This is a genomic window from Chitinophaga solisilvae, from assembly GCF_009928525.1.
GTDB lineage: Bacteria > Bacteroidota > Bacteroidia > Chitinophagales > Chitinophagaceae > Chitinophaga > Chitinophaga solisilvae.
In genome coordinates, this window is sequence record NZ_JAABOK010000019.1 from 26,378 (window position 1) to 51,845 (window position 25,468).

Here is a 25,468-nt window from a genome sequence, read left to right on the forward strand (position 1 = left end):
GGCAGTTGTTTACCAGTCGTTTAATCCTTTCCCGTCCATAATCCGCTGCATGTATTTTTCTATGCGGGCTTCCCTGGTGGCGGATTGCTTAGGGGCGGAGAAGTAGAGCAGGTAAGCCCGCTGCCGCCCGGGTGTCAGTGCGTGGAAAGCCTTTTTCAACGCAGGATGTTTATCCATTTTTTGCTGCAGTTCTTCCGGCATGAGGGTGGCGGTATCATCTTCCCAGTCTACCTTTTTGCCTGCCTTTTCCAGGGCAATGGCTTCCCGGATGTAGTCCAGAATAGTGTTTTCCAGCCGTGCGATTTCCCTGACACCGGTAAACCGGATGGTGCGTGCCGAGCGGGTATTATCTCCGGGTTTGGTAAGTATGCCTGCCGGATCCTGCAGGAGTATACCTTTGAAGAAGCTGAGCACGCAGCAGTCTTTCAGTTCTCCGATGATGAGCACATTTTTTTTCTTAAAGCTGTAACAGGGAGAGCCCCACTTCAGTTCTTCCGTAAGCTGGGTGCTGAGGATGATTTCGCGCAGCTTTTCCAGTTCCTGCTGCCACTTTACGGCATTGCTGATAAATGCGTCCACCTGTGGATTCATGGTGTTCATATGCTGATATACTGTTGAGAGATGCGGGTGCAAGGATATACAGGATACAGCAACCGCTGTTCAGATGCAATCATAGCGTCAGGCTCATGACAGATGATAACGGTTACTACTATACGCAGTTCAGGTTTTCAATATCTCTTATGCGTGTGCCAGTTACTTTTCAGTGTTCATGGCGTATAGTCGTGGCAGTTCGGAAGGGTTCCCTGTTACGGGCTGTTATGCGCGGGCCGGAACCAGTCTTCTTTCTGCCGGCCGGAAGTACCAGGATACTATGGTCAGCACCAGCAGCAGCAACGAAGGGAATATGGTACTCACCGGTTCGCCTGCGGCCAGGTGGGAGATGCCGGCTCCTGTCATGGCAAAGAAAAAGCCTGCGTATGCCCATTCTTTCAGCAAAGGTACCCTGGGCATCAGCACAGTAATCACGCCAAGAAATTTCCATACGCTGAGGATGGTAAGTATATACAACGGATAGCCGAGCCTGGTGATACTTTCTACTTCGTCTTTCGAGCGGATCAGCTGTACAATGCCTGTAGATACCATGCCGAGTGAAAGCCAGCCGGTGGCAATCCAGTAAATGATTTTGTTTGTTTTGCTCATAGGATGTTATTTTAATTTATCAACAATAGTCTGGAGTCTGTTATGTGCCATGTTCAGGCCCTGGGCGAAACCTATCTGCAGCATCTGATCCCTGGCGGCTACTGATTTGTAGACGATGTGCATGGTCAGTTTACTGGTATTGTCCGTGAGTTTTTCAAAATCAAAGAATTCCAGCTGAATGCCGAATGGTGCATTCTCCATTTCAAAAGTCCGCGTGAACCGCTGTTCCGGAACAAACTCATGAATGGTGCCGTTGGCTTCAAATACCACTTTACCCGCTGCATCCGATGTCTGAAACTGCCAGCTGCCGTGCTTCCTGTTTTCCAGCTTCACCACTTTGGTACCCATCCACTGTTCTACTATTTCAGGCTCTGCGTATGCTTTGAAGAGTAATTCCACCGGAAGGTCAAACTCCCTGGTAATAGTGATTTCCTGCTTGCCGTCTTCGGCGTGGATTTTTGTTTTCAGTTCCATGTGCTTACTTTTTAGATTTGTATTGTTGCATAATATTCTCCAGTTTATTAAACCTGTCATCCCACATTTTACGAAAGGGCTCGATGAAGTCTGCGATCTCCTTTATCTTCTTCAGGTTAAGATGATAAAAAATTTCCCTGCCGTTTTGTTCCTGCTGCAGCAGCTCACATTCCGTAAGTATCTGCAGATGTTTTGAAACGGTAGGTCTTGCCGTATCAAAATTAGAAGCTATAGCCCCTGCTGTCATAGCCTGTGAGGCTACCAGTACCAGTATCGCCCGCCTGGTGGGATCTGCTATAGCCTGAAATACATCTCGTCTTAATTTCATTGTGTAGCTATTTGACTACAAATATATGTGTAGTTATTTAACTACGCAAATTTATTTTTGAAAGAAGGACGAAAGATTATCTTACTCCGGAATCATCCCGGACATTACCATGAATACGATACCTGCTATCCGCCGCTGGCTGGAAACGGCTTTTACGGAACCACCGTTTTTATTAAACGAACAATATTTTTTCGACAAGCGGAACCGCCAGTTTTTTTCCATCTTTATCACCGATTACTTTCTCTGCGATCCTGCATCAGGAGAGGGAATTACAGACATGCCCTATAGTCCGGAGGAACTTGCCGTACTGAAAGAAAGAATGGACAGGCTGGAAGAGAAGTCGGCAGACCTGCTTTATGTGCCCCGGTTAACAGTGGCACAAAGAACAGACATGATACGGCTTTTCCTGAATGAGCAGGGACTACCCGGCGATGAGGAGCTGGACAATATTACGAAGGCTGTTAATGGCAGGTCAAACCTGGATGTAGGCGCGGCGCTGCTACCGGAAATGAGAGCAGGCTGGCAACGCTTCAGCAATAATTACCTGCACCAGGTCATCGATGCATTCTGTACCCATCATCATATTGATCTGGCATCCTGTTCTGTATGGACTGATGAAAAAGCCATCAGCATACAACTCAATACCCGCAACTAAATACATATGCTGTACTGATATTTTCCTTTTTCGATAAAATTTTTCCTCATTTGATAAAAGATTTAGCTGTTATTACATCAATTTTGCTGCTGCACACGGACTACCGCTATCATTAGCCCGATTCTATTATATAAACAGCTTAACGTGCCTGACCTGTACGCTGACGATTTCCGAGCCGGCATGAAGATAAATGAAGCCTCTTTCCTGCATCTGTACGAATGTTACTGGAAGAAACTTTATCATCTTGCTTTTAAATACCTGGGAGATGCCTTCCAGGCGGAAGGAGTTGTGCAGGATGTATTTACTTCCATATGGCAGCGCAAAAGCTCACTGGTACTGGATCCTGAAACAGTGGAAAATTATCTGGTAAAGGCGGTCCGCTTTCGCATCGCCCGGAAATATAATGACGATATCCGGAAATCCAGGAGAATGGAAGAGCTGTCGGTACGGCAGTCTGAAGCAGATAATCATACGGAAGAAACCCTTTTCTGCAGTTTCCTGCGGGAAGAGATCGACCGCCTGGTCACCGGGCTGCCGGAGCGTTGCCGCCTGGTATATCAGCTGAGCCGGCAGGAAGGACTGAATAACCGGGAAATAGCCGTCAACCTCCTGATCTCCGAAAAAACAGTGGAAAATCAACTCACCAAAGCCCTGAAAGTTATCCGGAAAGGTCTGGGGAAATACCAGGCGGATTAAAAATTTCAGACCGGCATAGGGGAATTGACGCTCCTGTGATAATTAATAGTATGAATCCGGAATTACTCAAAAAATGTTTGTCAGGAGAAGCCAACAGCGCTGAAATGGAAGCGTTTCATCAGTGGATGGCAGGTGCGCCGGAAGATGTACCGGAACACAGCATTCCCTGTGAAGCGGCTACCGGAGAACGTTTGTGGCATCAGATCCGCCGCCGCAATGCTATCACGGATAGCCGCCGCGCTGCCAGGAAAATACTGGCATTTTCGGCCGTCGCTGCCAGTATCCTGCTGCTGTGCCTACTGGCTTTCCTGTTTGTAGAAACAGATACCCCCGGCAACCGTTTTGCTGAATTCCGCCATCATCATGAACCGTCATTCCGGGAAAAAAACTTTCACGGGCTGCAGGTGAAGCTGGGTGCTGAAAGCAATGTGCGGCTGGAGAAGCGCGACGGCAACCGCATTGATATCCGCTTTGAAGGATGCCTGCTGGTCAGTAACACTTCTGCAGAAGACCAGTACACCGCCATTTCCTACTGCCAGCCCAACGGTATTGCCGCCACGAGGAAAATACTGCTGCGAAAAGGAAAGTCCTGCCTGCTGGCTTACTATCCCTACAAATCAGATAACCTGCTGGTGATGGATAACCGCTCCCTGACGGACCTCCCGCCGGCAATGGCCATGAATGTAAACCGTGATTTTATCCGCCTTTAACAGCTTTTCGTGAAATTTAACCTGCTTTCTGCAGCTGCCGGTATACCGGCGATAGCTGCCCTGATATGTATCCTGTCCTGCGGAACACAGCACCCGCCTGTATTACCAGGATACGGCCTGATGGTGTACGACAGTATCCGGGATGCGGACTACTTCCTGTCTCTGCCCGCATTAACAGTGGAAACGGACCTGCCCCGCGAAACAATGCTGCCGCCGCATCACCTGACTATTGCTACCCGTGGCGACCTCTATTACTTTATGGACATGGAGCGTAAAATATTTGCGGAATACCGTGTTACCCCCACCGGCCTGCAAAAGCAACGGGAAACCAGTATGGCTGCCGTTCCCTACGAACCTTACGACAGCTGGATGGTATGGGCCGGCGAGCATACCCTGCTGCTGGGCAACCGCGACGGAGATAAATTCGGATGCTCCGTCATAGACCCCGAAGCCATGAAGCTGCTGCGGTATGTTACCCTGCAGACGCCGCCCGCACCAGCCGGGCTTAACTACACCGCCGTATCCGCACAGTTTGTACAACAGCGCCTGCTGCTTTTCTATACCTATCAGAAAGGATGGATGCGCGAACATCTCACACCACCCTCCGATACCATGTATGCTAACGTATACGGCTACCCGGAGCTGCAGCTGCAACATACCTTTCCGGATACCCGCACTACCTGGCCGGGCAGTTACAACATATGGGGGCCTAATACCCTGCACCTGCACGATACCGCTTATGTGCTGGGACAGCCCGGCGGCCGCACCGGCAACCACCCTTCAGCGCTTTCGGCAGTGCTGCGGGCTACCGGCAACGGCTTCGACAGCAGCTACCTGTTTCCGCTAACAGATAATAAGACTACAGAGGCTTACACACTGCACAACATCGGCTATGGTAAAGCCATTACCAAAGTAGTGGCATCCGCAGGAGTGACCCGCTTCGATGACTACCTGCAGCAGGAAACAGCGCATTACGAACTGCTGGACCTCGTGGCCCGCACCAGGAAAGCCATCCCTGCAGGCAATATCAGACTGAGTTTTAATCACGATGTACTGGCAGATGATACCACCGTGTATCTTCCGGTATATCTCGGTAATAATAAAAGCCGCATCCTGCTGTACCACCTGAAAACCGGCAGCATCACACCCGGCATAACGGTGACAGGCAGAATATTGCGGATGGATAAACTGAGAAAATAAATTTAAATAAACATAGGGGAGAACAGCCCCTCATGATAATACTATTTACAGGCAGGGATTAACAAGGCCTGCATATAAAACTGTAATAAAAAAAAGAACCTGACAGTTCGCACCTGCCAGGTTCACCGGAAATAAATCTCCGGTTACTTTTAAACACATACATTATTCAAAAGCAATGCAAATTAAGAAAATTTTGCTTACAGGATTCCTGTGCGCAGGGGTAATCTATGCCCGGGCCCAGGAGGAGCAACACGCCGCTGTTGCCGGTCATGTAATCAGTGAACAGTCTGCACCCGTAGCGGCAGCCGCCATATACCTGTCACCCGGCAATAAATCCGCCACCACCGATGCCAGCGGCGCTTTCCATATCACCGCGGCAGCTCCCGGAAAATATATGCTCCACATCAGCGCCCCGGGATATAAAGGCATTGCCAGAAAAATAGTGCTCACCGCCGGCCGTACGTTGCAGCTGGAAGAACAACTGAAGAAAGATGTTCGTGAAATCAATACCGTATCTGTTACCGGCGTTTCCAAAAACAGGGAAATCAACCGGCAGGCATATAACGTATTATCCGTAGATGCCCGCCCGCTGCACAACTCCACGATGGACCTGGGTCAGGTGCTGAACCGTGTATCCGGCGTAAGGGTGCGTGAATCCGGCGGAGTGGGATCTGATATACGTTTCAGCCTGAACGGCTTCAGCGGCCGCCAGGTAAAGTTTTTCCTCGACGGTATGCCCATGGATAATTTGGGTTCTGCCTTCCAGCTGAATAACATCCCCGTGAACTTTGCCAGCCGCATAGAAATATACAAGGGAGTAGTGCCCGTATGGCTCGGCGGCGACGCCCTGGGTGGTGCAGTAAACATTATTACCAACACACAGCCACGCACCTACGCAGATGTTTCCTATTCCTACGGATCATTCAATACCCATAAATCCGCTATCAGCGCAGGGTATACCGCAAAATCAGGATTCACCCTGCAGATGAACGCCTTCCAGAATTATTCCGATAATAACTATTGGGTAGATGTCAATGTCGTGGATTTCAACACCGGCCTGCACAATCCAGGCAGGGTAAGGCGTTTCCACGACCGCTACCACAATGAAACACTGGTGCTGTACGCCGGCGTTACCGGTAAAAAGTATGCAGATCAGTTACTTATTGGTGGCACCATCGGTAAAAGCAAGGCGGATATACAGACGGGCAACCGCATGGAAGATGTTTTCGGCAGCCGCTGGAGATCAGGCTCCCTGTTGCAGCCTTCCCTGAAATATCTGAAGCGGAACCTCTTTGTGAAAGGCTTTGATGTACGCGTCAGCGCTAACTTCAACCTGGGTGAAGAACGCGCTGTAGATACCGCCTTTAAAAGATATAACTGGGCCGGCGAGTATGAATATAAAGATGCAGCCAACCCAAATAGGTTAGGTGGTGAAAGCTCCCTGTCTGATTACAGATACCGGAATAACAACGGCGCTGTCAACGCTGCACTCAGCTACACCATTAACGACCGCCATGCTATTACGTTCAATGAACTGTTTACCACCTTCAACAGAAAGGCAAAGAACAATTTTGATCCGGAAAGTATTTTTGACAAACAGCCGCGTAAAACCGGCAAATACATCAGTGGATTATCCTACCGGGCCAATATCACGAAAACAATCAATGCTACCGCTTTTGCGAAGCATTATTTCCAGCGGAACATTACACATTCCATCACAGATACCTACGATCGGGAGAAAGAAGTACGGTATTATGACGTGGCTATCCAGCGCGGTAGTTTCTCCAAAATGGGCTATGGCCTGGCGGCTACCTGGTTTATTACGCCACGGCTGCAGCTGAAAGGTTCCTATGAGAAAGCCTTTCGCCTGCCTGAGAATGAAGAGCTGTTCGGCGATATGATCAATGAATCCGCCACCATGGACCTCCGCCCGGAAAGCAGCCATAATGTGAACATCGGCGCTAATTACAGCTTTAACATCGGAAAGGACCATGCGTTTGAAGTGCAGGGCGATTTCATCTTCCGGAATACCAGCGATTATATCCGCAGTATGCTGATCTTCAGCAATCATAAAAATGAGTACATCAAAAAAAGTACGAATGATGAAAGCGTGACCAACAGAGGCATAGATGCGGAAATCCACTACCGTTACAAAAACCGTTTCTCCCTGAACAGCAGCTTCACCTATCAGAATATCCGGAACCAGACGGAATTTGAAATGTTGCCGTCAGGTAACCGCTCCACGGTGGTCAGCACAGTATATAAAGACCGTATTCCCAATGTGCCCTATATGTATGGTAATACCAATGCCGCCATCTCCTTTGATAATGTATTGCATAAAGGAAACCGGCTGTCGGTAGGTTACAACCTGACCTATGTAAATCAGTTCTACCTGTTCTGGCCCAGCCAGGGCACCAGGGATACCAAACTGATCATCCCGACGCAGTGGGGGCATGATGTCAATATGCTGTATGCGCTGGCGGAAGGTAAATATAATATCGGGCTGGAATGCCTGAACATAGCGGATTCCCCGCTGTTCGACAACTACCGCTTACAGAAACCCGGCAGGGCTTTCTATGTCAAACTCCGCTATTACTTCTCCCGTAATACTTTATAAAATAATAAACAGGATTTATAAAAACTGAATAAGATGAAGAAAACTGTAACACTGCTCCTGTCAGGAGTGATAGGATCTATGGTAATGATGAGCGCCTGCTCCAAAAGCAGTAAGGACGAAGCGCCCACCGGCGGAAAGGTGGATACATCCGGACTTAAAAGATCAAAATATGTATTTGTGTATACAGGTCAGGGTACCGCTGCAGGCACCTATATTGTAACCGCCGATGATGTCACCAAAGGCAGCATTTCTTCCACCAACAACGGGGTGGAAACAGATGCCTATTCCTTTATCATCCAGAACAACACCATCTTTGCGCAGGTCTACGGAGCGCAGGGACCTGTTACACCATACCGCATTTACAGCGATAACGGGCAGGTAGGCGTTGTAGGCCGAGTGGTGAATACTTTCAGAACAGGTGTGTACGGAACAGTTAACAGCGATTTCTGGGTAGGCGGCTCCGACCCGCGCGGAAACGGCGTAGGAGAGCTGTTCCTGTTTGATGCCGTTAACCTCAGACTGGCAGGCAAAAGCACCACAGACCTGAAACAGATTACCGGCACCGGCGATAATGCTGTGTGGACAGGCGTTTTCCAGGTAGATAACAAACTGTATATGCCTTTCTACAAATTCAAACCCGGTGCTAACGGCTCTCCGTGGGATGGCCAGTACGGCAGCCTGGACAGCAGCTGGGTAGCGGTTTTTAGCTATCCCGGACTGAAGTTTGAAAAAGTGATCGGCGACGACCGTACCAGCTTCATCGGTAACTGGTTTGGTATGCACGGGCTGCGTCAGATTGAGAACGGAGATGTATATGCATGGTCTACTGCCGGCGCTATCAACGGCGTGAAATCCAAAAAGCCTTCCGGTATTGTCCGTATCAAAAAGGGTACAGAGCAGTTTGATAAGAGCTATTTCTTTAATGTGGAAGAAAAGATCAAATCCAAAATTGCGCGCGGCGAATACATTGCCAATGGTAAATTCCTGCTGTCTGTTTACAACGGCGTAGCCGAAGATAATGTATCCGGCGGAAGGATCAGGATGGTGATTGCAGATGTCATTAATCAGACGATCACCGAAGTGAAAGGTATACCGGAGCATGACCAGGCATCTTTCAGAATGCAGGTGTTTTATGAAGGAGATGGTAAAACCATTGATTATGTGATGGAGGACGACAACAAGCAGTTCTATGTATATGTTATCAACGCCGAAACAGCTACCGCTGTGAGAGGGCTGCATATCCAGGGCGCTTCCAACGTGACTTCCATCGCCAGGTTAAAATATTAATTCATTAAAGAGAGGGGCGTCCTGAAAGGGCGTCCCTTGTTGTATAATATGAAGAAACTGTTTAAAAAGGTAAATGCCTGGTTACATCTGTGGCTGGGGCTTGTTTCAGGTATACTTGTATTTGTTATCAGCATCACCGGCTGTTTTATTGTTTTTGAGCAGGAGCTGAAAGACCTGTTGAATCCGGAACTGCGTATTGCTCCCCAGGAAGAACACCTGCTGCTGCCGCCTTCCCGGTTGTATGAAACGGCTGCCGCAGCATTTCCCGGCCGGGAAATTTATTCCGTATGGTATCATGGCCTGAACAGGGCCGCGCATATCAGTCTGGCTGCGGATTCTACCTTATACGTAAATCCTTACACCGGCGCATTGCTGGCGGTGAAACCGCATCATGACTTTTTCAGTTTCATGGAAGAGGGACATACCAGTTTATGGATGGGCCGTAAAATAGGCCATGCTGTTGTCAGCTGGAGTACTTTTATATTCTTTCTGCTGTTGCTGAGCGGCATCGTCTTATGGTTTCCGAAGAAATGGAATAAAGCCGGCGTGAATAACAGTTTCAAGGTGAAATGGAAAGCGAAGTGGAAGCGGCTGAATTATGACCTGCATAATGTACTGGGATTTTACGCGCTGCTGGTAGCATTTGTGATGGCGGCCACCGGTATGATTATGGGGCTGTCGTGGTTTTCAAAAAGCGTGTACTGGCTTACCGGCGGTAAAACGATGGAGCGGCGGGAAGCAGCGCATGTAGCGCCTTATCCGCAGCATGCCATCCGTTTGCGGGTGGATGAAGCCTGGAACAAAGTACGCCATGAAATTGCCATGTACAATAAGCATGACATTATCGCTTCCTTCCCGGATGAGGAAGATGAACCTATATACCTCTGTACGGATATGAAGATGGGCATCTGGCGGGATCTTTATATGGATCCTAACAACCTGGAGCTGTTACCATCTTCCAACAAAAGAATCACAGATCTTCCTTTTGCGGGCCAGCTGCGCAAAGCCAACTACGGCCTGCATGTAGGAGCCATCGGTGGCTTTGCCACCAAGCTGCTTTATTTCCTGGGAAGTCTTATCTGCGCCAGTCTGCCTGTTACGGGCTTTTATATCTGGTGGCACCGGGGAAAGAAAAGCGGCAGAAAAGTTACATCATGAAAATAATAACACGACATAATATATTTTTTACGGGGAGATGGCTGTTGTTATGCCTCCTGCTGCTGACGTATTTTACAGCGCAGGCGCAGCAACGTATAGCCGGCAGGGTTACAGATAATCAGGGAGAGGCGGTGCCGTTTGCGGGAGTACTCCTGCTGCATCTGCCGGACTCGCAGCGGGTTTCCACCGCCATCAGTGATACTGCAGGCTACTTCCAGCTGCCGGCGGCAGCAAAAGGCAGCTACCTGCTGAAAGTAAGCAGCATGGAACACCTGGCCTATACCGGCCCGCAGTTTACCTTGCCGGAGGGCACAGCGTTGCATCAGCTGCCGGATGTTGTGCTGACACGCCATCAGCGTATGTTGCAGGCGGTGCACATCAGCGGAGGCCGGCCTGCAGTAGAACAACAGATGGATAAAACAGTGATGCGCATTGAAAACAGTGTACTGGCAGAAGGCAGCACCGCACTGGAATTGCTGGCGAAGATGCCGGGCGTAACGGTAGATAACAGCGGGAATGTAAGCCTGAAAGGCAGGCCCGGCACGCTGGTGATGATTAACGGCAAGCCTGCCTACCTTACCGGCAACCAGCTGGCCAATCTGCTGAGAGGTACGGCCTCCGGCAATATCTCCAGGATAGAAATCATGACCAATCCTTCGGCCAGGTACGACGCTTCCGGAAAAGGAGGTATCGTTAATATTGTGATGAAGAAAAGTACGAAAGATGATTTCAACGGTACAGTATCCGTTAACGGCGGCGCCGGAAGGGGAGCGCGCGGCGGCGGCAATGTCAGTACGAACTACAGCACCGGAAAATTAAATGTTTTCGGCAGTTATAACTACATCTTCGAAGACCTGAAAAATGATTATATCACCCTGCGGGAATTTGAAAACCATACCTTCCGCAGGGAGCAGACCAATAACGAAACCGCCCGCCTGCGCGCGCATGATTTTCGTGCAGGCGCAGACGTTACCATCAATGCCCGCAATACCATAGGGCTGCAGGTGAGCGGTAACGCAGGGAAATATCCTGTAGTGCAGCAGACACAGAACCTGCTGACAGGGCTGACGGACCATACACGCCTGCAGGATGCCCGCACGGCTACCACCGGGAAGGAAAACTGGCTCGACCTGCTCTATAACGTCAGCTACCTGCACCGCTTTAATGATAAAGGCCACGAAGTAACGGTGGATGCGGACTATGTCAGCCATTACTCCCGCATGAAGCAGCAGCTGGACACCCGTTACCATGCGCAGGACGGAACGCCGCTTCCCGCTGCCGGCAGCAGGAAGGGAGACATCCCCTCGGAGAACAATATCTATGTACTGAAAACCGATTACGCATTACCGCTGGGCAAAGCCGGGAAACTGGAAGCCGGATGGAAAGGCAGTTACGTGAAAACAGAGAACAACCTGCAGTATGATACGCTGCATAACCACGCGTATGAGCCGGATCACAGCGCCAGCAATCACTTCATTTATCAGGAACATATACAGGCCGGCTATGTGAACCTGAAGCAGACATACGGCAAGTTCAGCATACAGGCCGGCCTGCGCGGAGAATATACGCATACCCGCGGCCATCAGATCACCACAGATTCCGTAGCTACCCGCAGCTACTTCAAATTGTTCCCTTCCATATTCCTCAGCCGCGAATTCAACGATCATCATAAACTGCAGCTGAGCTATAGCCGGCGCATTGAAAGGCCCGGCTACTGGGACCTGAATCCGTTCCGCCTGTATGCTGATCCGTTTAACTATGAAGAAGGAAACCCTTACCTGCTGCCTGCCATTGCCAATACGGCGGAGATGAGCTACACCTTCAGGTCTGTTTACCATGCTACGCTGACCTACAGCAGAAGTACAGACGTCATCAGTAACCTGGTAGGCGCTGCACAGGATCATACGGTTATGTATACACGCCCGGAAAACCTGGCCAGCTTCACCAATTACGGCCTGAGCATTACTGCTGCCACCGATTTTACGAGGTGGTGGAAAGGTTCGCAGTTCATCAACCTGTTTCATAATACATTCAGCGCAGGCGCGGCCGGCAAACAGGTGTTTAAAGGCGGCAGCTTCACCTTCGATTCGCAGAACACCTTTACCATCAGCAGCCGCTGGAAAGCGGAACTGAATGCCCTGTTCCGCACCAGCGAAGTGTCGGGCGTATTCACCACAAAATCTTATTACATGATTTCGGCCGGCGCACAGCGGGAAGTGCTGAAAGGCAAAGGAACCATCAAGCTGCTGGTAAATGATATTTTCCGCAGCCGCCGTATAAAAGAGTATTCTCTCTATAACAACATATATACTTATAACGATAACCGCTTCGACTCCAGGTCCTGTATGCTCTCTTTCAGCTACCGCTTCGGAAGCGGCACGCAGGACAAAGGCAGGCGTAGCACCGGCAGTGAAGAGCTGAAAGGAAGATTAAAGTAGAAAGGAAAATATATCTGGTGAAACATTAATTACGAATTACAAATTGCGAATTACGAATGTAGAAGCGAAGATTTAATCGGAGATTAAAGAAGATAACTATTAAATATCTCTTTTGATCTCCGATTAAATCTTCGCTTCTACATTCGTAATTCGTAATTCGCAATTCGTAATTAAATTATCTTAAAGTTTCCTCAAACTCCACTGCTGCGACGAGTCTCTCGCGAAATTCCTGATTTTCAAACCTGCGGTATCCAGTCCGGCGCAGGCTTTATTGGAGGATCTGCTGACAAGCCGGAATGAATTGCTGAGGTAGGCGGGTACAATGGCCCATTGTTGGTTGCTGGTGCCGGTGTAGGTACGGAGAGCAACATTGGTGTCTGAGCGGGTAAGGCTTTTGGTAGAGTCGCTCCAGGCGGTGATTTTATAATATCCGTTACTTTGATGGCTGACTCTCCATCTTTGTCTGGCTGAATTACTGGAAGTATCTGCCCGGAGGACTGAGATCAGGCTGTCGGTTGTAAGGACCTTACTGCCGTTTAGTCCGGCGAGTAATTCATACGTGCCGTTGCTGGTGTAGGTGGTGATATTGTATTTGTACCTGATACCAAGAATGTCTGTGGCAGACAGGTTGCGGCGGTTGTAGGGCCAGCCTGTTCCATCTGTTTTAGTGAGGCGGTTTGCCTGGCTGGGATATAGCATGATAGAACTGAAGTCAAACGATCCGACCGGGGTGGCAGCTGATTTGATATTGTACTGATAAGCCCAGTTGGCACTAAGTCCGGAGGTGTTAACATTCACAAACAGGTCCCTGTCATGCCTGGTTTGTTCATGTTCGAGGCCTAATGCGTGTCCTATTTCATGCGCCACATTACCGCTGGCAAAGGCAGTCGGGTCTATTGAAATAACCATTTCGCCGCCGGGTGCGCCGATGCTGGTTGCATAAGCGCTGCCATCGCTGTTTTGCTGCAGCAGGATGTATTCCTGTTGTGTTTCACTGACATCTTCCACAAACTGCAGTCCAAGGCCTGCACTGGTCCACATCTGGATGGCAGCAGGCCACATAACGGTGGTAAGGGTGTCTGAAGCGGAAGGGTCAAACCGGTAATAGATGGTTTTGTTGCTCCAGGTGCCGCCGTTGATAGTGCTTTCTGTAAGCGGACTACCGGGCATCCGGATATCCGTTTTTTTCAGCACAATGTCGCCACCCAGCAGGTACTTTCCATTTTCAATTTCCAGCAGCTGTACCAGGTTGCCGCGATAATACGCTTCGATCGTATTACCGCTCTGCCTGGGGTGATAGACTTCTGCTTTTGCATCCCATGGAGATGCGTTTTGTTGTTCACTGCCGGTAGTGGCATCATTTTTTCTGCAGGAGAAAAGGGTAACAGCCATAACCGGAACCATTACCCATGCGTGCGAAAACTTAATAGTGCTCATAGATTGTACTCATTTATACGGTGATAAAAATGTACGGTGATGATGGATGATAAAGAAAGGTCAGCCTCCGTGCAGACGGAGGAAAGGCCACTGTGGTTCATTGGTTTTTCTGATGTAACTACATACATATAAACAGCCGCTTCCGGCAGGAAGGATGCTGATTATACCGGGTTGATGTCATTGGCTATTCACTGTTTTTGTTTTGTAACCGGGTGCTCTTTGATGGAAATATTCATGAAAGCTGACTATTGAAATAAGGTTGTCAGAAAATGTTTTCAGCCGGATAGTTAATAAATAGCATAGTCCTGTAAACAGCGGTGGTGGCTGCAGTCAGGGAGTTACATGAAGATAGGTGCTTCCATCTCCGGAAAACAACTATGTCAGTAAACATTGCTGGAAATTAATTCACTCGGCTAATTCGACTGGTTGACAATACGCTACAACAGATCAGTAACATGTTAATTTCCGGGTTAAATAAACGCGATCAGATTTGCTCAACTAAGTTATTTAAAATAAATATAAAAGCCAAAGAAAAAAGTGCCCGTATATCTCTCTGTTGTAACTTACAATATACTTTACCTGCCTGTTTATGAAAAAGGACGATGATATTTTAACTTTCCTGTCCGGTTATCCTGCGCCGGTAGCCGTGCGTGCGCAGCAACTGCGTCAGCTTTTGCTGGAGTTGTTGCCGGGTGTTACTGAGCAGCCGGATATGCCTGCGCGGATGATTGCCTACTGCTACGGGCAAACGTATGCAGCGCTGGTATGTACCATCATTCCTTCGCAGAAAGGGGTGAAGCTGGGGTTCTACAAAGGCATATCATTGCCGGATCCGCAGGGTATCCTGAAAGGCGCTGGTAAGATATCCCGGTATGTGGACATCACCGATGATCATATCATTGCTGACCCGTCGTTGGCAGCCATGATCCGCGCTGCCCTGGCAGCCTGCAGGGAACGCCTGCAGCCGTAGTAACGGTGGCGCATATACGCTTTATTGCTTCAGCCATCCGGCCAGTGTAACAATACAGAGCCATCCCATTACCAGGACTACGCACCATCCTGCTATCTGCATCCACAGCGGATACCGGTAAGCGCCCATCATTTTCTTTTTTACCGTGGCAATCAGGATAACCGTTAGGGCAACGGGCAGAATGAGCCCGTTTAGGGCGCCGGCTGTAATCAGCAGCTGTACCGGGTTTCCGGCGAAGATAAAGATGACGGTAGAAAAGATAATGAAGAAGGAAATAATCCAGCGTTCATAGACGACAATGAGCGGATGAAATGTTTTGAGAAAGGATACTGATGTATAGGCGGCTCCTACTACCGAGGTGATAGCGGCGCTCCACATCACCACCCCGAAGAAACGGTAGCCTGCCACGCCGGCAACCATGCGGAATACTGATGCCGGCGGATTGCTGCTGTCCAGGGCCACGCCTTTAGCTACTACGCCCAGTGTTGCCAGGAATAATACGGTGCGCATAATACCGGTAATGAGAATACCACTTACCGCGCTCCGGTTGACGCTGCGTAACTGCGCGGCGCCGCTGATGCCTGCATCCAGCAGGCGGTGCGCTCCGGCGAAGCTGATGTAGCCGCCTACTGTACCGCCTACCAGTGTTACAATAGCTTTGGTATCAATCACAGATGGCCATACCGTTTGCCGCAGCGCCTCTCCGAGCGGCGGATGAGAGCTGACGGCGATATAGATCGTCAGCAGTACCATCAGTATACCCAGCCATCGGGTGAACTGATCCAGCATATAACCGATTTCCTTTATCCAGAAAATGAACAAGGCGATAAAGCAGCTGAGCAGTGCGCCATACAGCGTATCCATCCCGGTCATCACCTGTATGCCGAGGCCGCATCCGCCTATATTACCAATGTTGAATGCCAGTCCGCCGAGTACTACCAGCGCTGCCAGCAGGTAACCGAGTCCGGGCAGCAGGTCGTTGGCCAGGTCCTGTGCTCTGCGTTCGGTGATGGCCAGCACGCGCCAGATATTGAGTTGTGCGCCGATGTCCAGCAGGATGGAGATGAGTACCACAAAGCCGAAGGCGGCGCCCAGCTGCCAGGTGAAGACGGTGGTTTGTGTCAGGAAACCCGGACCGATAGCAGAGGTAGCCATCAGGAAGGCGGCGCCCAGGATAGCGGAAGATTTTTGTTTACTCACGGATGTTGTATGGTTAGGTGATGATGAAGCAATGCCTGGTGAATGTTGCCGGCAAAGGTAACTGCATGGGGGCCGTCTCCGTGTATGCAGATGGTCTGGGCTGTCAGCGGAACCACTGTGCCCTGCAGCGTGGTTACTTCCTGATGGGCTACCATCTGCAATACCTGCTGAATGGCCTGTGTTTCGTTTTCGATCATAGCGCCGGGTTGTGTACGGGGAGTGAGCGAGCCGTCGGGCTGATAGGTGCGGTCGGCAAATACTTCGCTGACAGTATGCAGTCCTGCGGCCGCTGCTGCGCTTATCAGAAAGCTGTTACTCAGCCCGAAAAGCTGCAGGCGGCTGTCAATATCCTTAACGGCGCGTGCAATAATCTGTGCCATCGGAAGTGAGCGGGCGGCCATATTATACAAAGCGCCATGCGGCTTCACATGATGCAGCGGTATGTTATGCGTCCGGCAAATGGTCTGTAAGGCATATATCTGCGTAGCTACGAGATCATAGAGCGCCGTGTCTGTCAGGTGCTGCTCCCTGCGTCCGAAATGTTCCGGGTCCGCGAATCCGGGATGCGCTCCTACGGCTACCTGGTGTTCAGCGGCCAGCAGTACGGTTTTCTTCATGATGTCTGTGCTGCCGGCATGATACCCGCAGGCGATGTTGGCGCTGCTGATAAAAGGCATGATGGCGGCATCGTTGTCCAGCCCTTCGCCCATGTCGCAATTAAGATCGATGTGCTTCATATTGTAATAACCATTTTTCCAGGCGTAACCTGCAGGCATGCTGCAGATAACGCAATTGTTTTTCCTGCTGCCACAGCAGCTCTTCGGCTGTTTCGCCTGTGACGGCGCTGAACTGTATTGATTGTCCCGGCTGGCGTTGGGCCAGTGCCGGAATATCTGCTGTAATGATATGCGCTATCAGCGGGTATCCGCCGGTGGTCTGGTGATCGGCCATGAGTATAATCAGCTGGCCGTCAGGAAGCAGCTGTATGGCTCCCCTGCATACACCGGCAGAGAGCTGTTCTTCTTTGCGGAGGGTATGCATGGCGGGGCCGTTCAGCCGGAATCCCATGCGGTCGCTGTGCTGCGCTATCCGGAAGCTGCCGGTTAACAGCTGCTGCCGGGAGGCTTCGTCCGGCAACTGCCAGCAGCTGCCGGGTAATATGCGGATGGCAGCGTGATTATACAACGATTGTGTGCCTGCTGTCCAGGGTAATATTTTCAGCTGCGCGTCGGGCAGCAGCAGCTGCGTGTTGTTCAACGCTATCCTGTCGCCTTTGTGTAACGCCCTTCCGGCAAACCCGCCCATCGCCACTTTCAGGTGTGTACTGCAGCTACCCAGCCAGGGCGTGAGTGCAAACCCGTGACGGACGGCAAGGTAGCAACGCGCTCCGGCATGTGGCCTGGTGAAAGACAGCGTAGCCGCAGCGGGAACATATACGGGTTTGTTGACGGGAACAGGTATGTTGTTGACGGCTGCGCCGAAATCAGCGCCTGATAAGGCGATAATGGCTGCGGTCTCAAAAAGATACCTGCCTGCAGGAAAGTGCAGCTCAATGACGGCTTCACCGGCGCTGTTGCCTGTGAGGCTGTTGGCTACGGCCATGGCTATACGATCCATTGCACCTCCCGGATTGATGCCCAGGTGCTGATAGCCGTATCTGCCTGTATCCTGTATGGTATCTGATATACCCTGTTGTATAACTGTTATGCTCATTGCTCCTGTTGTATCTGTCTGAAAACTTCCAGTGTAACCGGTATGAACCTGACCTTATCGCCGGGTCTGCAATAACAGGGCTCTTCGGCTGTTGTGCTGAACATGCGCAAGGGTGTTTGCCCGATGATATTCCAGCCTCCGGGGGAGGTGATGGGGTAAATGCCTGTCTGCGCTCCTGCAATACCGATACTGCCTGCAGGCACCTGCAGCCGTGGTTGTTTTCTGCGGGGCGTTTCCAGCGCTGCGCATACTTTGCCCATGTAGGGAAATCCGGGCAGAAACCCTGTCAGATACACGGTGTAAACAGTCTGCGTATGCCATGCAATAATATCGTTTATAGCTACCTGCCTGGACGCAGCCATCTCTGTTATATCCGGTGCGAGCGACGGGTCATAGCATGCCGGGATATGCAGCTCACGTGGCGCGGGTATATCCCTGTTTTCAGGATGTTTTACCTGTTCGCGGACCCAGGCCATCATCCATTGCATAGCCGGCTTATGCCCGCTGTACCTGAGCTGCGCGGTATTGAACACGATGGTTAAGGATGCGTAGGCTGGTATCAGATCGGTAATATAGGGAGATGTCAATGACCGGAGGTGATAGTATGTCTTCATGACTTCCGCGTGAACGGCAGGATCTATCCGCTGTTCCCATGTTACAATGATGGCGCTGTCTCCCAGCGGGTTGATGACATACTCAGGATTCATGCTAACAAGATAATGTTTTACCGCTGCAAAAAATGAAGGCAGGGGTATTATTTTCAGGAATAGAGCGCAGGCATTGCGAAATAACAGGTCAGCCATTTTAATAACGGCAGTATGGTGCTGCAGGGTTTACTTTTCCCGCATTTTTGCCTAGTTTTGCGGCCGATGAACAGTACGATTATATCTTCTCCGGTTACGCCACCATGACAGGCATTACACTGGCAATGCCAGGGTTGTCCGCTGTATCCGGCGGACTACCCCACTATTTAATGTACGCATAATTTTTATTCTTCCATATTTCTCAAACTTTCACTTGCATGAAAGCTTACCTGAATTTATTTGATTTAAAGCAGCGGGTTGATTACAAAACTGAAGTACTGGCCGGATTAACCGTAGCCATGACGATGATTCCTGAATCTCTTTCGTTTGCTATCCTGGCAGGATTCTCCCCGTTAACCGGTTTGTATGCCGCCTTCCTGATGGGGCTGATTACCGCAGTACTGGGCGGCCGTCCGGGAATGGTATCCGGTGGCGCCGGTGCAACGGCGGTAGTATTGATCGCGCTGATGCAGTCGCACGGCGTGGAGTATGTATTTGCCGCCGTTGTACTGGCAGGTTTGCTGCAGATACTGGTCGGGGTATTCCGCCTGGGTAAATTCATCCGGCTGGTACCGCAGCCTGTGATGTACGGTTTTGTAAATGGCCTGGCGGTAATCATCTTCATGGCGCAGCTGGCACAGTTTAAGGTCGCCACTGCCAATGGAATGGAGTGGCTGTCCGGACCTGCATTATGGACAATGCTGGGTCTGGTGGTATTAACGGTGCTGATCGTGATGGCTTTTCCCCGCATCACCAAAGCGGTACCGGCATCTCTGGTGGCTATTGTGGTGGTATTCCTGCTGGTATGGGGCCTGGGTATCCACACTAAAACAGTAAAGGATATTGCATCTGTCAGCGGTGGTTTTCCGCCTTTTCATATTCCGGAGGTATCATTTGGCTGGGACATGCTGAAAATTATCTTCCCGTATTCACTGGTGATGGCAGGAGTAGGATTGATTGAAAGTCTGCTTACCCTGAATGTGGTAGATGAAATTACAGGTACTAAGGGAAGAGGTAATAAAGAAGCTGTGGCACAGGGAACAGCCAATGTAGTAAACGGTTTCTTCACCGGTATGGGCGGATGCGCTATGATCGCGCAATCTTTTGTCAACCTGTCGGCGGGTTCCAGGGCGCGCCTGTCCGGTATTATAGCTGCGCTGACTATACTCGTGATTATCCTGTGCGGTGCGCCGGTGATAGAACGTGTGCCTATGGCGGCCCTGGTGGGTGTGATGATGATGGTGGCTATCGGCACTTTTGAGTGGATCAGTTTGCGTATCATCAATAAGATGCCGCGCCATGATATTGCGGTGGGTATACTGGTGGCGGTAATTACGATATGGCTGCATAACCTGGCGCTGGCGGTACTCATCGGGGTAGTGGTGGCTGCGCTTGTATTTGCATGGGAAAGCGCGAAAAGGATACGTGCCCGGAAATACACGGATGAAAAGGGTATCAGGCATTACGAAATCTATGGCCCATTGTTCTTTGGCGCTGTTACTGCCTTCCTGGAAAAGTTTGATGTGCAGCATGATCCTGCAGAAGTAATCGTAGATTTTAAAGAAAGCCGTGTGGCCGATATGAGCGCCATTGATGCTTTGCATAAACTGACAGAACGATATCACAAGGCAGGTAAGAAACTGCACTTGCGGCATCTGAGTGAAGACTGCCGCCGGTTGCTGAAAAATGCATCATCTGTAATTGAGGTGAATATTCTGGAAGATCCGGAGTACAGGGTGGCTACAGACAAATAAGTCCGGCTTCTTTTACAGTTGCCGGCAGGCTATTCATGTTATGGCGTAAAAAAAAACTCCACCAGGAATGGTGGAGTATACAGATTAGCCCATTTTTGTCCATGCCAATTAATGGGTGTATCGAAAGAGGTGTTACATATCCGCCGGTGGTGATGCCGTGCCTGTAGTACCGCCTTTAAAAGGCACTGAGATCAGGGGATATATTTCTGCAATGCTTTTACTGATGACCAGCACCTGTACTTTCCAGTTGCCGTTGGTATTATCGTCTGTTGTAGCGCCGTTATAGTCCAGTGCCAGGTGCCAGGTTTTAGTGGCAGTGGGAAATACGCGGGCTGTGATCGGCGGCACTACATTGGTGCTGTTTACCTGCGGTAGCCTGACGAACTTATTGAACACCAGCCCTACCAGGGCAATAATGTATCTGGAAGTATCAATCTTTGTATCATAATCGCTGATCTTTGTTTTAGATACATTGTTCAGGTTATAGGTGATCAGATTGATGGTAGATGCATTGTTGACCGTTGCTATTTTCACGATTTCGCCGGTGGGCAGAATACCCAGCGATCCAACGCTTTCCTGTGCCACGGCCATGTTGTCGGCGAACAGTTTATTTTTCGTGTATACGTCGCCGTTTATATCCCAGGTGCCGCGCGGCGACTTGGTACCCAGGCCTATTCTGGGTTGCTGGGCTTTTATGGCGGTGCTGAACAGACAGAGTATCAGCAGTAAAGAAGAAGTATATTTCATCATGAATATTATTTAGGATCAGATACCGGCAGGTGCTGCGGGAGCACTGCCGTTATTACTTCCCTTGAAATCAACTGAGATGGGTGTCAGCATATTGGAGATAATTTTATTTACCGCCAGGATGCTGATATTCCAGGTGCCGTTACCTTCCACGGATTTACCGCCCGTATAGTCGAGGTTGATATGCCAGGTGCTGTTGCTCTGGAACAGCCTGATCTTTACGGGTGGTACTTTATTATCGGTAGTCAGACTTACCTTCCGGTCAAACGTATATCCGGCGATAGACAGTACGAAATCGCTGACAGGGATGCCGGTATCGAAATCCGTAACCCTGCTGCCATCTCCGCCGATGTCTGAGAGCGAGTAGGAGAGGAAGTTGAAGGAGGTGGTATTACCTTTGCGCGTCAGGATTTTAACGATTTCGTTGTTCTGGCTGATGCCCAGCAGCGGCACTTTGCTGTTGGAGGTAATCATGCCGTCTACAACAAGGGTATCTTTCATATATACGTCTCCGTTAATGTCCATTTGCTGCCGTGGCGAAGCTTTTCCAACGCCTACTGCAGGTACGGCAGTCTGTGCCCGGAGGGCAGCAACCGGAAGGAAGAGCCATAATAGCAACATGTATTTCATCATCATAAAGTTTATGCATTAAAGACCGGTGGGCGATTGTGCCGCAGTTTTAGTGGCGTTACCGCCAAAATCTTCTGTAATGGTGGATAATGTTTTAGCCAGACTTTTATTCATTACCAGCAGGAAAAGATTCCAGGTACTGTTCACCGTAGGGGCTGTACCTACATAATCTGCTGCCAGGTGCCATGTTTTGGTATTGGCATCTACCCACGTTTCAATACGTATGGGCGCCATTGCCCGGTTGTTGCTCACTACAATAGGATCCAGGAGATCATAGGCTGCAATGGTTACCACGTAATCTGTACCTGATATTTTGGTGTCAAAATCATTGACCCAGTCCAGGTTTACATTTTTTAATTCGTAAGAGATGACGTTGATGGGTAGTACGTTGCTGCCTCCGTTGTTGGGAGCTATTTTTACAATACGGTTTTTACTGTCGATGCCCACGAGGGCGGCCTGTTTGTCGGCGCTTCCCATGTTTTCCACAAACAGTTTCCCACTGATGTATAAACTGCCATTGATGTCCATGCTGCCTCGGGGAGCGGTTTTTTTGCCGGTGGCTACTTTCACGTCAGGCGGAACCGGTGTCTGTGCATGCAGCAGTACCGGCAGAAATAATGATAGCAGAAAGAGGTATCTCATGCTGAATAGTTTTTAAGATTAACGCATCAGTGTCAGGAATCCGACGAAGCGCTGGATTTTACCGGGCTGCGTTTTATCTTTTATGGTGATGACATAATAATAGGTGCCGTCCGGAAGCTGGTCGCCGATACGTAATCCGCGGTTGGCGCGGCCGTCCCAGCTGTTGCGGTAGTCCGGATTTTCGTAAACGGCATCTCCCCAGCGGTTGAATATTTTCATATCTACCTGATCATTGGGTTCGAGGCCATCAATTACAAGCCTGTCATTTTTCCCGTCTCCGTTAGGAGAGATACCTTCCGGTATTTTTATTTTCAGCATTTTCAGTGTCACTGGCGTAGGCTCGTTGTAGGCGGTAGGATCGCCGTTGTTACCGGGGGGCATGATTTCGCCGTTGTTGGAGAGGTCTTTTACGATGAGATCTCCGTTTTTGCCTGCAACCTGAGCTGAGCTGTAGAAGGTGCCGTAGCGGCCTTCCGGCGCAATGCTGACTTTGAAAGTAACGGTGTCTTGCTGATTGGGAGCGAGTTTGCTCAGTTCTTTCAGTAAGGCGATATCGGCATTCCCGTCAAATCCTTCATTCGGCACCAGTTCTCCGCCGGTGGTGATGATACCGCTGCGTTTAAATTTCATCGGGAAGGGGAAGGTGTTGGCGATGTTATGGGTAAGCGTCACGCTGTCCAGCGGCAGGTCGCCCATATTACGCAGGATCAGCGTGAATGTAACGGAGTAGGTCTGGTCTGGTTGCGGCAGCGGTTCGCTGGCAATCTGCGCCAGCCCGATGATGGCTTTCCGCAACAGTTCCGAGAAGGTAAACGGTCCCAGTTTACTGGCAGGGTTACTGGCAATGGCCCCCTGTGTGCTGGTGCCGTTCACGTTAGCAGCGCCGGCATTTTCCCAGCGTTGTCCGTTCCAGCGGGCGGTCAGCAGTGCGGGGAGGGATGCCACGACCGTACCTGTTTTATCCTTATCCCAGGTAAGTGTAACGGCAACGGGCGTATTACCTGCATCGCGGGTAAGTATCCAGTATTCGCGGGTATTTACCTTTCCTGTTTTATCATCTGTTAATCGGGGATCATAGCGGGAAGTGTTATTATCCCGGAGATGATAGCTGGCGCTGATGATCTCATCTTCCTGCAGGGGGGCGCTGATGCCTGCTGGCCGGTAATATTGATCGTTGCCGATGGGAAACAGGAATGCTTCATTTCCTTTTTTGGCGACGCTGCCGGAAACATGGCTGTAATCGGAAGGCTTCACTGGTCTGGCGCCGTTGAAGAATAATACTTTTCCCTGTCCGGTTGTTTTAACGATGCCGTTCATAAAATGCATTTCGTGTCGGATGCCCATTTCATGATCTGTTTCATATGCGATTCCTGTGGTGGTATTGTTCATAAATGCCTTGTAGAAGCTGGCCGGCACAGATCCGGTTATTTTCTGCAGGGTGTTGCCGTTGAAATAGGTGGCGCCGGTGTCAGTAACGGCGATGTTACCGTTGTTCTGCATATTCTTTTTGAAGGTAGTTTGTCCGTCATTGTAGTAGCTGCCTTCATTGAGGAAGTCATCACCGAAATAAACGATGGTATTACCGGTAATATGCAGTGTTCCTTTGTTTACAACCGTTTGGGCAGAAGCAATGGTGATTGCTCCTGCCATAAATAAAACGGTTGTCATTGTACGCCTGCCTTGTATGTTAAATATCATATCAGTTGCTGATTAGAATGTGTAGCTGATAACGTACCAGGTGTTTCCGTCCGATATCAGCGTGACTTTCAATGCGCCGTTGGTGGCTCCTCCGGTGAAGGAGGAGAGTAGTGTGTCAGATTGCACGCCGTCCGCATAGCTGAGTTGTTTATTGAATTTCAGTGTCTGCGAGGGGGTGAACTGGTTGATGATAAGCATCCGGTTGGCGCTGGCCGCCGGCTCCGGCAGGGTAATGGTGCGGGTGGCGGTCATATCTTTTACGATGATGATGTAATCGTTGGCGGCAACGGTGTAATCGGCATTGGAGACAACTTTGAGGTTAGCCATGGCCGGGTTGCTCCGGACGATAGACAGGATGGTGTCTTTTACCGGGCGGGTGACCAGTGTTTTGGCGAGGGTTTCGCGGACGGTCTGGCTGCCGAGGCTGTCTACGATTACCTGTCTGGTACTGTCCCTGAAACCTTTGCTGTTGATACCGATTTTGAAGTGTTTAAATACGCTGCTGTCAGCTTTGCTCAATGCATTACCGTTTAGATCATATAGGTCAATGAATCCGCGTTTACCCACGCTGTCCGCTTTCCCTTGCAGCCTGGTATAAATGCTGTCTCTGAATACGGTGCTTTTGATGATGCTATCCCTGGTAGATCTTCCGGTTATCTGAATGATACTGTCCCTGATGCGGCCACGGGATAGGGAGTCAAGTACAACGGTACTGGTGCTGTCCCTGAATCCTTTGCTGTTGATACCTATTTTGAAGTGCTTAAATACGCTGCTGTCAGATTTGGCGAGTGCATTGCCGTTTAGATCATATAGATCAATGAATCCGCGTTTACCCACGCTGTCGGCTTTTCCTTGCAGCCTGGTATAAATGCTGTCTCTGAATACGGTGCTTTTGATGAGGCTGTCTCTGGTAGATCTTCCGGTGATCTGGATGATACTATCGCGGATGCGGCCACGGGATAGGGAGTCCAGTACAACGGTACTGGTGCTGTCCCTGAATCCTTTGCTGTTGATACCGATTTTGAAGTGCTTAAATACGCTGCTGTCAGATTTGGCTATTGCATTGCCATTGACATCATATAAGTCAATGAATCCACGTTTGCCCACGCTG

The 25,468-nt window shown here is 50.0% G+C and carries 25 protein-coding genes; 11 read left to right on the top strand and 14 right to left on the bottom strand.

What is annotated here, in order from left to right; all coding sequences use genetic code 11:
• Positions 1-9: 9 nt before the first annotated feature.
• The 4 genes from GWG06_RS26860 to GWG06_RS26875 form a co-directional block, all read right to left on the bottom strand.
• Positions 10-600 carry a YdeI/OmpD-associated family protein gene (locus GWG06_RS26860; RefSeq protein WP_235938555.1) on the bottom strand — a complete coding sequence of 197 codons (591 nt, stop codon included), beginning with the start codon at positions 598-600 and terminating at the stop codon, positions 10-12.
• 216 nt (positions 601-816) lie between these two features.
• Entirely contained in the window at positions 817-1,200 is a 384-nt protein-coding gene (locus tag GWG06_RS26865; RefSeq protein WP_127039064.1) for a DoxX family protein, read from the bottom strand.
• Between the two features lie 6 nt (positions 1,201-1,206).
• On the bottom strand, positions 1,207-1,674 hold the full coding sequence (locus tag GWG06_RS26870) for an SRPBCC family protein (protein WP_127039061.1): 468 nt from the start codon (positions 1,672-1,674) through the stop codon (positions 1,207-1,209).
• Between the two features lie 4 nt (positions 1,675-1,678).
• The gene (locus GWG06_RS26875; protein ID WP_127039058.1) at positions 1,679-2,002 is read right to left on the bottom strand and encodes an ArsR/SmtB family transcription factor; all 324 of its coding nucleotides are present in this window, start codon (positions 2,000-2,002) and stop codon (positions 1,679-1,681) included.
• A gap of 109 nt (positions 2,003-2,111) precedes the next feature.
• On the opposite strand from GWG06_RS26875, the gene GWG06_RS26880 reads away from it, so the two are divergent.
• From GWG06_RS26880 to GWG06_RS26915, 8 genes are all read left to right on the top strand, one after another.
• A complete protein-coding gene (locus GWG06_RS26880) occupies positions 2,112-2,657 on the top strand; it encodes a UPF0158 family protein (RefSeq protein WP_160717436.1) in 546 nt (181 codons plus the stop codon).
• Positions 2,658-2,801: 144 nt separating this feature from the next.
• Positions 2,802-3,353 (top strand): RNA polymerase sigma-70 factor, encoded by a 552-nt coding sequence (locus tag GWG06_RS26885; RefSeq protein ID WP_160717438.1) that lies wholly within the window; start codon positions 2,802-2,804, stop codon positions 3,351-3,353.
• Between the two features lie 50 nt (positions 3,354-3,403).
• Positions 3,404-4,063, top strand: coding sequence for a hypothetical protein (locus GWG06_RS26890; protein ID WP_160717440.1), 660 nt, complete (start codon positions 3,404-3,406; stop codon positions 4,061-4,063).
• Positions 4,064-4,072: 9 nt separating this feature from the next.
• On the top strand, positions 4,073-5,263 hold the full coding sequence (locus tag GWG06_RS26895; RefSeq protein WP_160717442.1) for a hypothetical protein: 1,191 nt from the start codon (positions 4,073-4,075) through the stop codon (positions 5,261-5,263).
• A gap of 193 nt (positions 5,264-5,456) precedes the next feature.
• Entirely contained in the window at positions 5,457-7,880 is a 2,424-nt protein-coding gene (locus tag GWG06_RS26900; protein ID WP_202183133.1) for a TonB-dependent receptor, read from the top strand.
• Between the two features lie 33 nt (positions 7,881-7,913).
• Positions 7,914-9,167 carry a DUF4374 domain-containing protein gene (locus GWG06_RS26905; RefSeq protein ID WP_160717446.1) on the top strand — a complete coding sequence of 418 codons (1,254 nt, stop codon included), beginning with the start codon at positions 7,914-7,916 and terminating at the stop codon, positions 9,165-9,167.
• Positions 9,168-9,215: 48 nt separating this feature from the next.
• Positions 9,216-10,325 (top strand): PepSY-associated TM helix domain-containing protein, encoded by a 1,110-nt coding sequence (locus tag GWG06_RS26910; RefSeq protein WP_160717448.1) that lies wholly within the window; start codon positions 9,216-9,218, stop codon positions 10,323-10,325.
• Positions 10,322-12,763 carry an outer membrane beta-barrel family protein gene (locus GWG06_RS26915; RefSeq protein ID WP_160717450.1) on the top strand — a complete coding sequence of 814 codons (2,442 nt, stop codon included), beginning with the start codon at positions 10,322-10,324 and terminating at the stop codon, positions 12,761-12,763. Before GWG06_RS26910 ends, GWG06_RS26915 begins: the two co-directional genes overlap by 4 nt.
• 180 nt (positions 12,764-12,943) lie before the next feature.
• Here the strand turns inward: GWG06_RS26915 and GWG06_RS26920 are convergent, their stop codons facing one another.
• Positions 12,944-14,200 carry a M12 family metallopeptidase gene (locus GWG06_RS26920; RefSeq protein ID WP_160717452.1) on the bottom strand — a complete coding sequence of 419 codons (1,257 nt, stop codon included), beginning with the start codon at positions 14,198-14,200 and terminating at the stop codon, positions 12,944-12,946.
• 589 nt (positions 14,201-14,789) lie between these two features.
• Here GWG06_RS26920 and GWG06_RS26925 point away from each other — a divergent pair.
• Complete coding sequence (locus GWG06_RS26925; RefSeq protein WP_127039028.1) at positions 14,790-15,170, top strand: DUF1801 domain-containing protein; 381 nt, start codon at positions 14,790-14,792, stop codon at positions 15,168-15,170.
• A 21-nt stretch (positions 15,171-15,191) separates the two neighbouring features.
• Here the strand turns inward: GWG06_RS26925 and GWG06_RS26930 are convergent, their stop codons facing one another.
• Genes GWG06_RS26930 through pxpB form a run of 4 tightly spaced genes read right to left on the bottom strand, consistent with a single transcriptional unit; the run spans position 15,192 to position 18,790 of the window.
• Positions 15,192-16,370, bottom strand: coding sequence for an NRAMP family divalent metal transporter (locus GWG06_RS26930; RefSeq protein ID WP_160717454.1), 1,179 nt, complete (start codon positions 16,368-16,370; stop codon positions 15,192-15,194).
• The gene (locus tag GWG06_RS26935; protein ID WP_160717456.1) at positions 16,367-17,107 is read right to left on the bottom strand and encodes a 5-oxoprolinase subunit PxpA; all 741 of its coding nucleotides are present in this window, start codon (positions 17,105-17,107) and stop codon (positions 16,367-16,369) included. The genes GWG06_RS26930 and GWG06_RS26935 overlap by 4 nt, the downstream gene beginning before the upstream one ends.
• The gene (locus GWG06_RS26940; RefSeq protein ID WP_160717458.1) at positions 17,088-18,083 is read right to left on the bottom strand and encodes a 5-oxoprolinase subunit C family protein; all 996 of its coding nucleotides are present in this window, start codon (positions 18,081-18,083) and stop codon (positions 17,088-17,090) included. Before GWG06_RS26940 ends, GWG06_RS26935 begins: the two co-directional genes overlap by 20 nt.
• Positions 18,080-18,790 carry a 5-oxoprolinase subunit PxpB gene (gene pxpB / locus GWG06_RS26945; protein ID WP_160717469.1) on the bottom strand — a complete coding sequence of 237 codons (711 nt, stop codon included), beginning with the start codon at positions 18,788-18,790 and terminating at the stop codon, positions 18,080-18,082. The genes GWG06_RS26940 and pxpB overlap by 4 nt, the downstream gene beginning before the upstream one ends.
• Positions 18,791-18,933: 143 nt before the next feature.
• On the opposite strand from pxpB, the gene GWG06_RS30740 reads away from it, so the two are divergent.
• Together GWG06_RS30740 and GWG06_RS26950 are read left to right on the top strand one after the other, a co-directional pair.
• Positions 18,934-19,068, top strand: a complete 135-nt coding sequence (locus tag GWG06_RS30740) for a hypothetical protein (RefSeq protein ID WP_262888735.1) — start codon at positions 18,934-18,936, stop codon at positions 19,066-19,068.
• A gap of 36 nt (positions 19,069-19,104) precedes the next feature.
• Positions 19,105-20,640 (top strand): SulP family inorganic anion transporter, encoded by a 1,536-nt coding sequence (locus tag GWG06_RS26950; protein ID WP_160717471.1) that lies wholly within the window; start codon positions 19,105-19,107, stop codon positions 20,638-20,640.
• 132 nt (positions 20,641-20,772) lie between these two features.
• On the opposite strand, the gene GWG06_RS26955 is transcribed toward GWG06_RS26950, so the two are convergent.
• The 5 genes from GWG06_RS26955 to GWG06_RS26975 form a co-directional block, all read right to left on the bottom strand.
• Positions 20,773-21,390, bottom strand: coding sequence for a hypothetical protein (locus GWG06_RS26955; RefSeq protein ID WP_160717473.1), 618 nt, complete (start codon positions 21,388-21,390; stop codon positions 20,773-20,775).
• 15 nt (positions 21,391-21,405) lie between these two features.
• Positions 21,406-22,023: a hypothetical protein gene (locus GWG06_RS26960; RefSeq protein WP_160717475.1), complete on the bottom strand. Its 618-nt coding sequence runs from the start codon at positions 22,021-22,023 to the stop codon at positions 21,406-21,408.
• Between the two features lie 12 nt (positions 22,024-22,035).
• Entirely contained in the window at positions 22,036-22,659 is a 624-nt protein-coding gene (locus GWG06_RS26965) for a hypothetical protein (protein WP_127039004.1), read from the bottom strand.
• Between the two features lie 18 nt (positions 22,660-22,677).
• Positions 22,678-24,309, bottom strand: a complete 1,632-nt coding sequence (locus GWG06_RS26970; RefSeq protein WP_160717477.1) for a T9SS type B sorting domain-containing protein — start codon at positions 24,307-24,309, stop codon at positions 22,678-22,680.
• A 60-nt stretch (positions 24,310-24,369) separates the two neighbouring features.
• A partial coding sequence (locus GWG06_RS26975) for a hypothetical protein (protein ID WP_160717479.1) occupies positions 24,370-25,468 on the bottom strand: 1,099 nt, incomplete at its 5' end.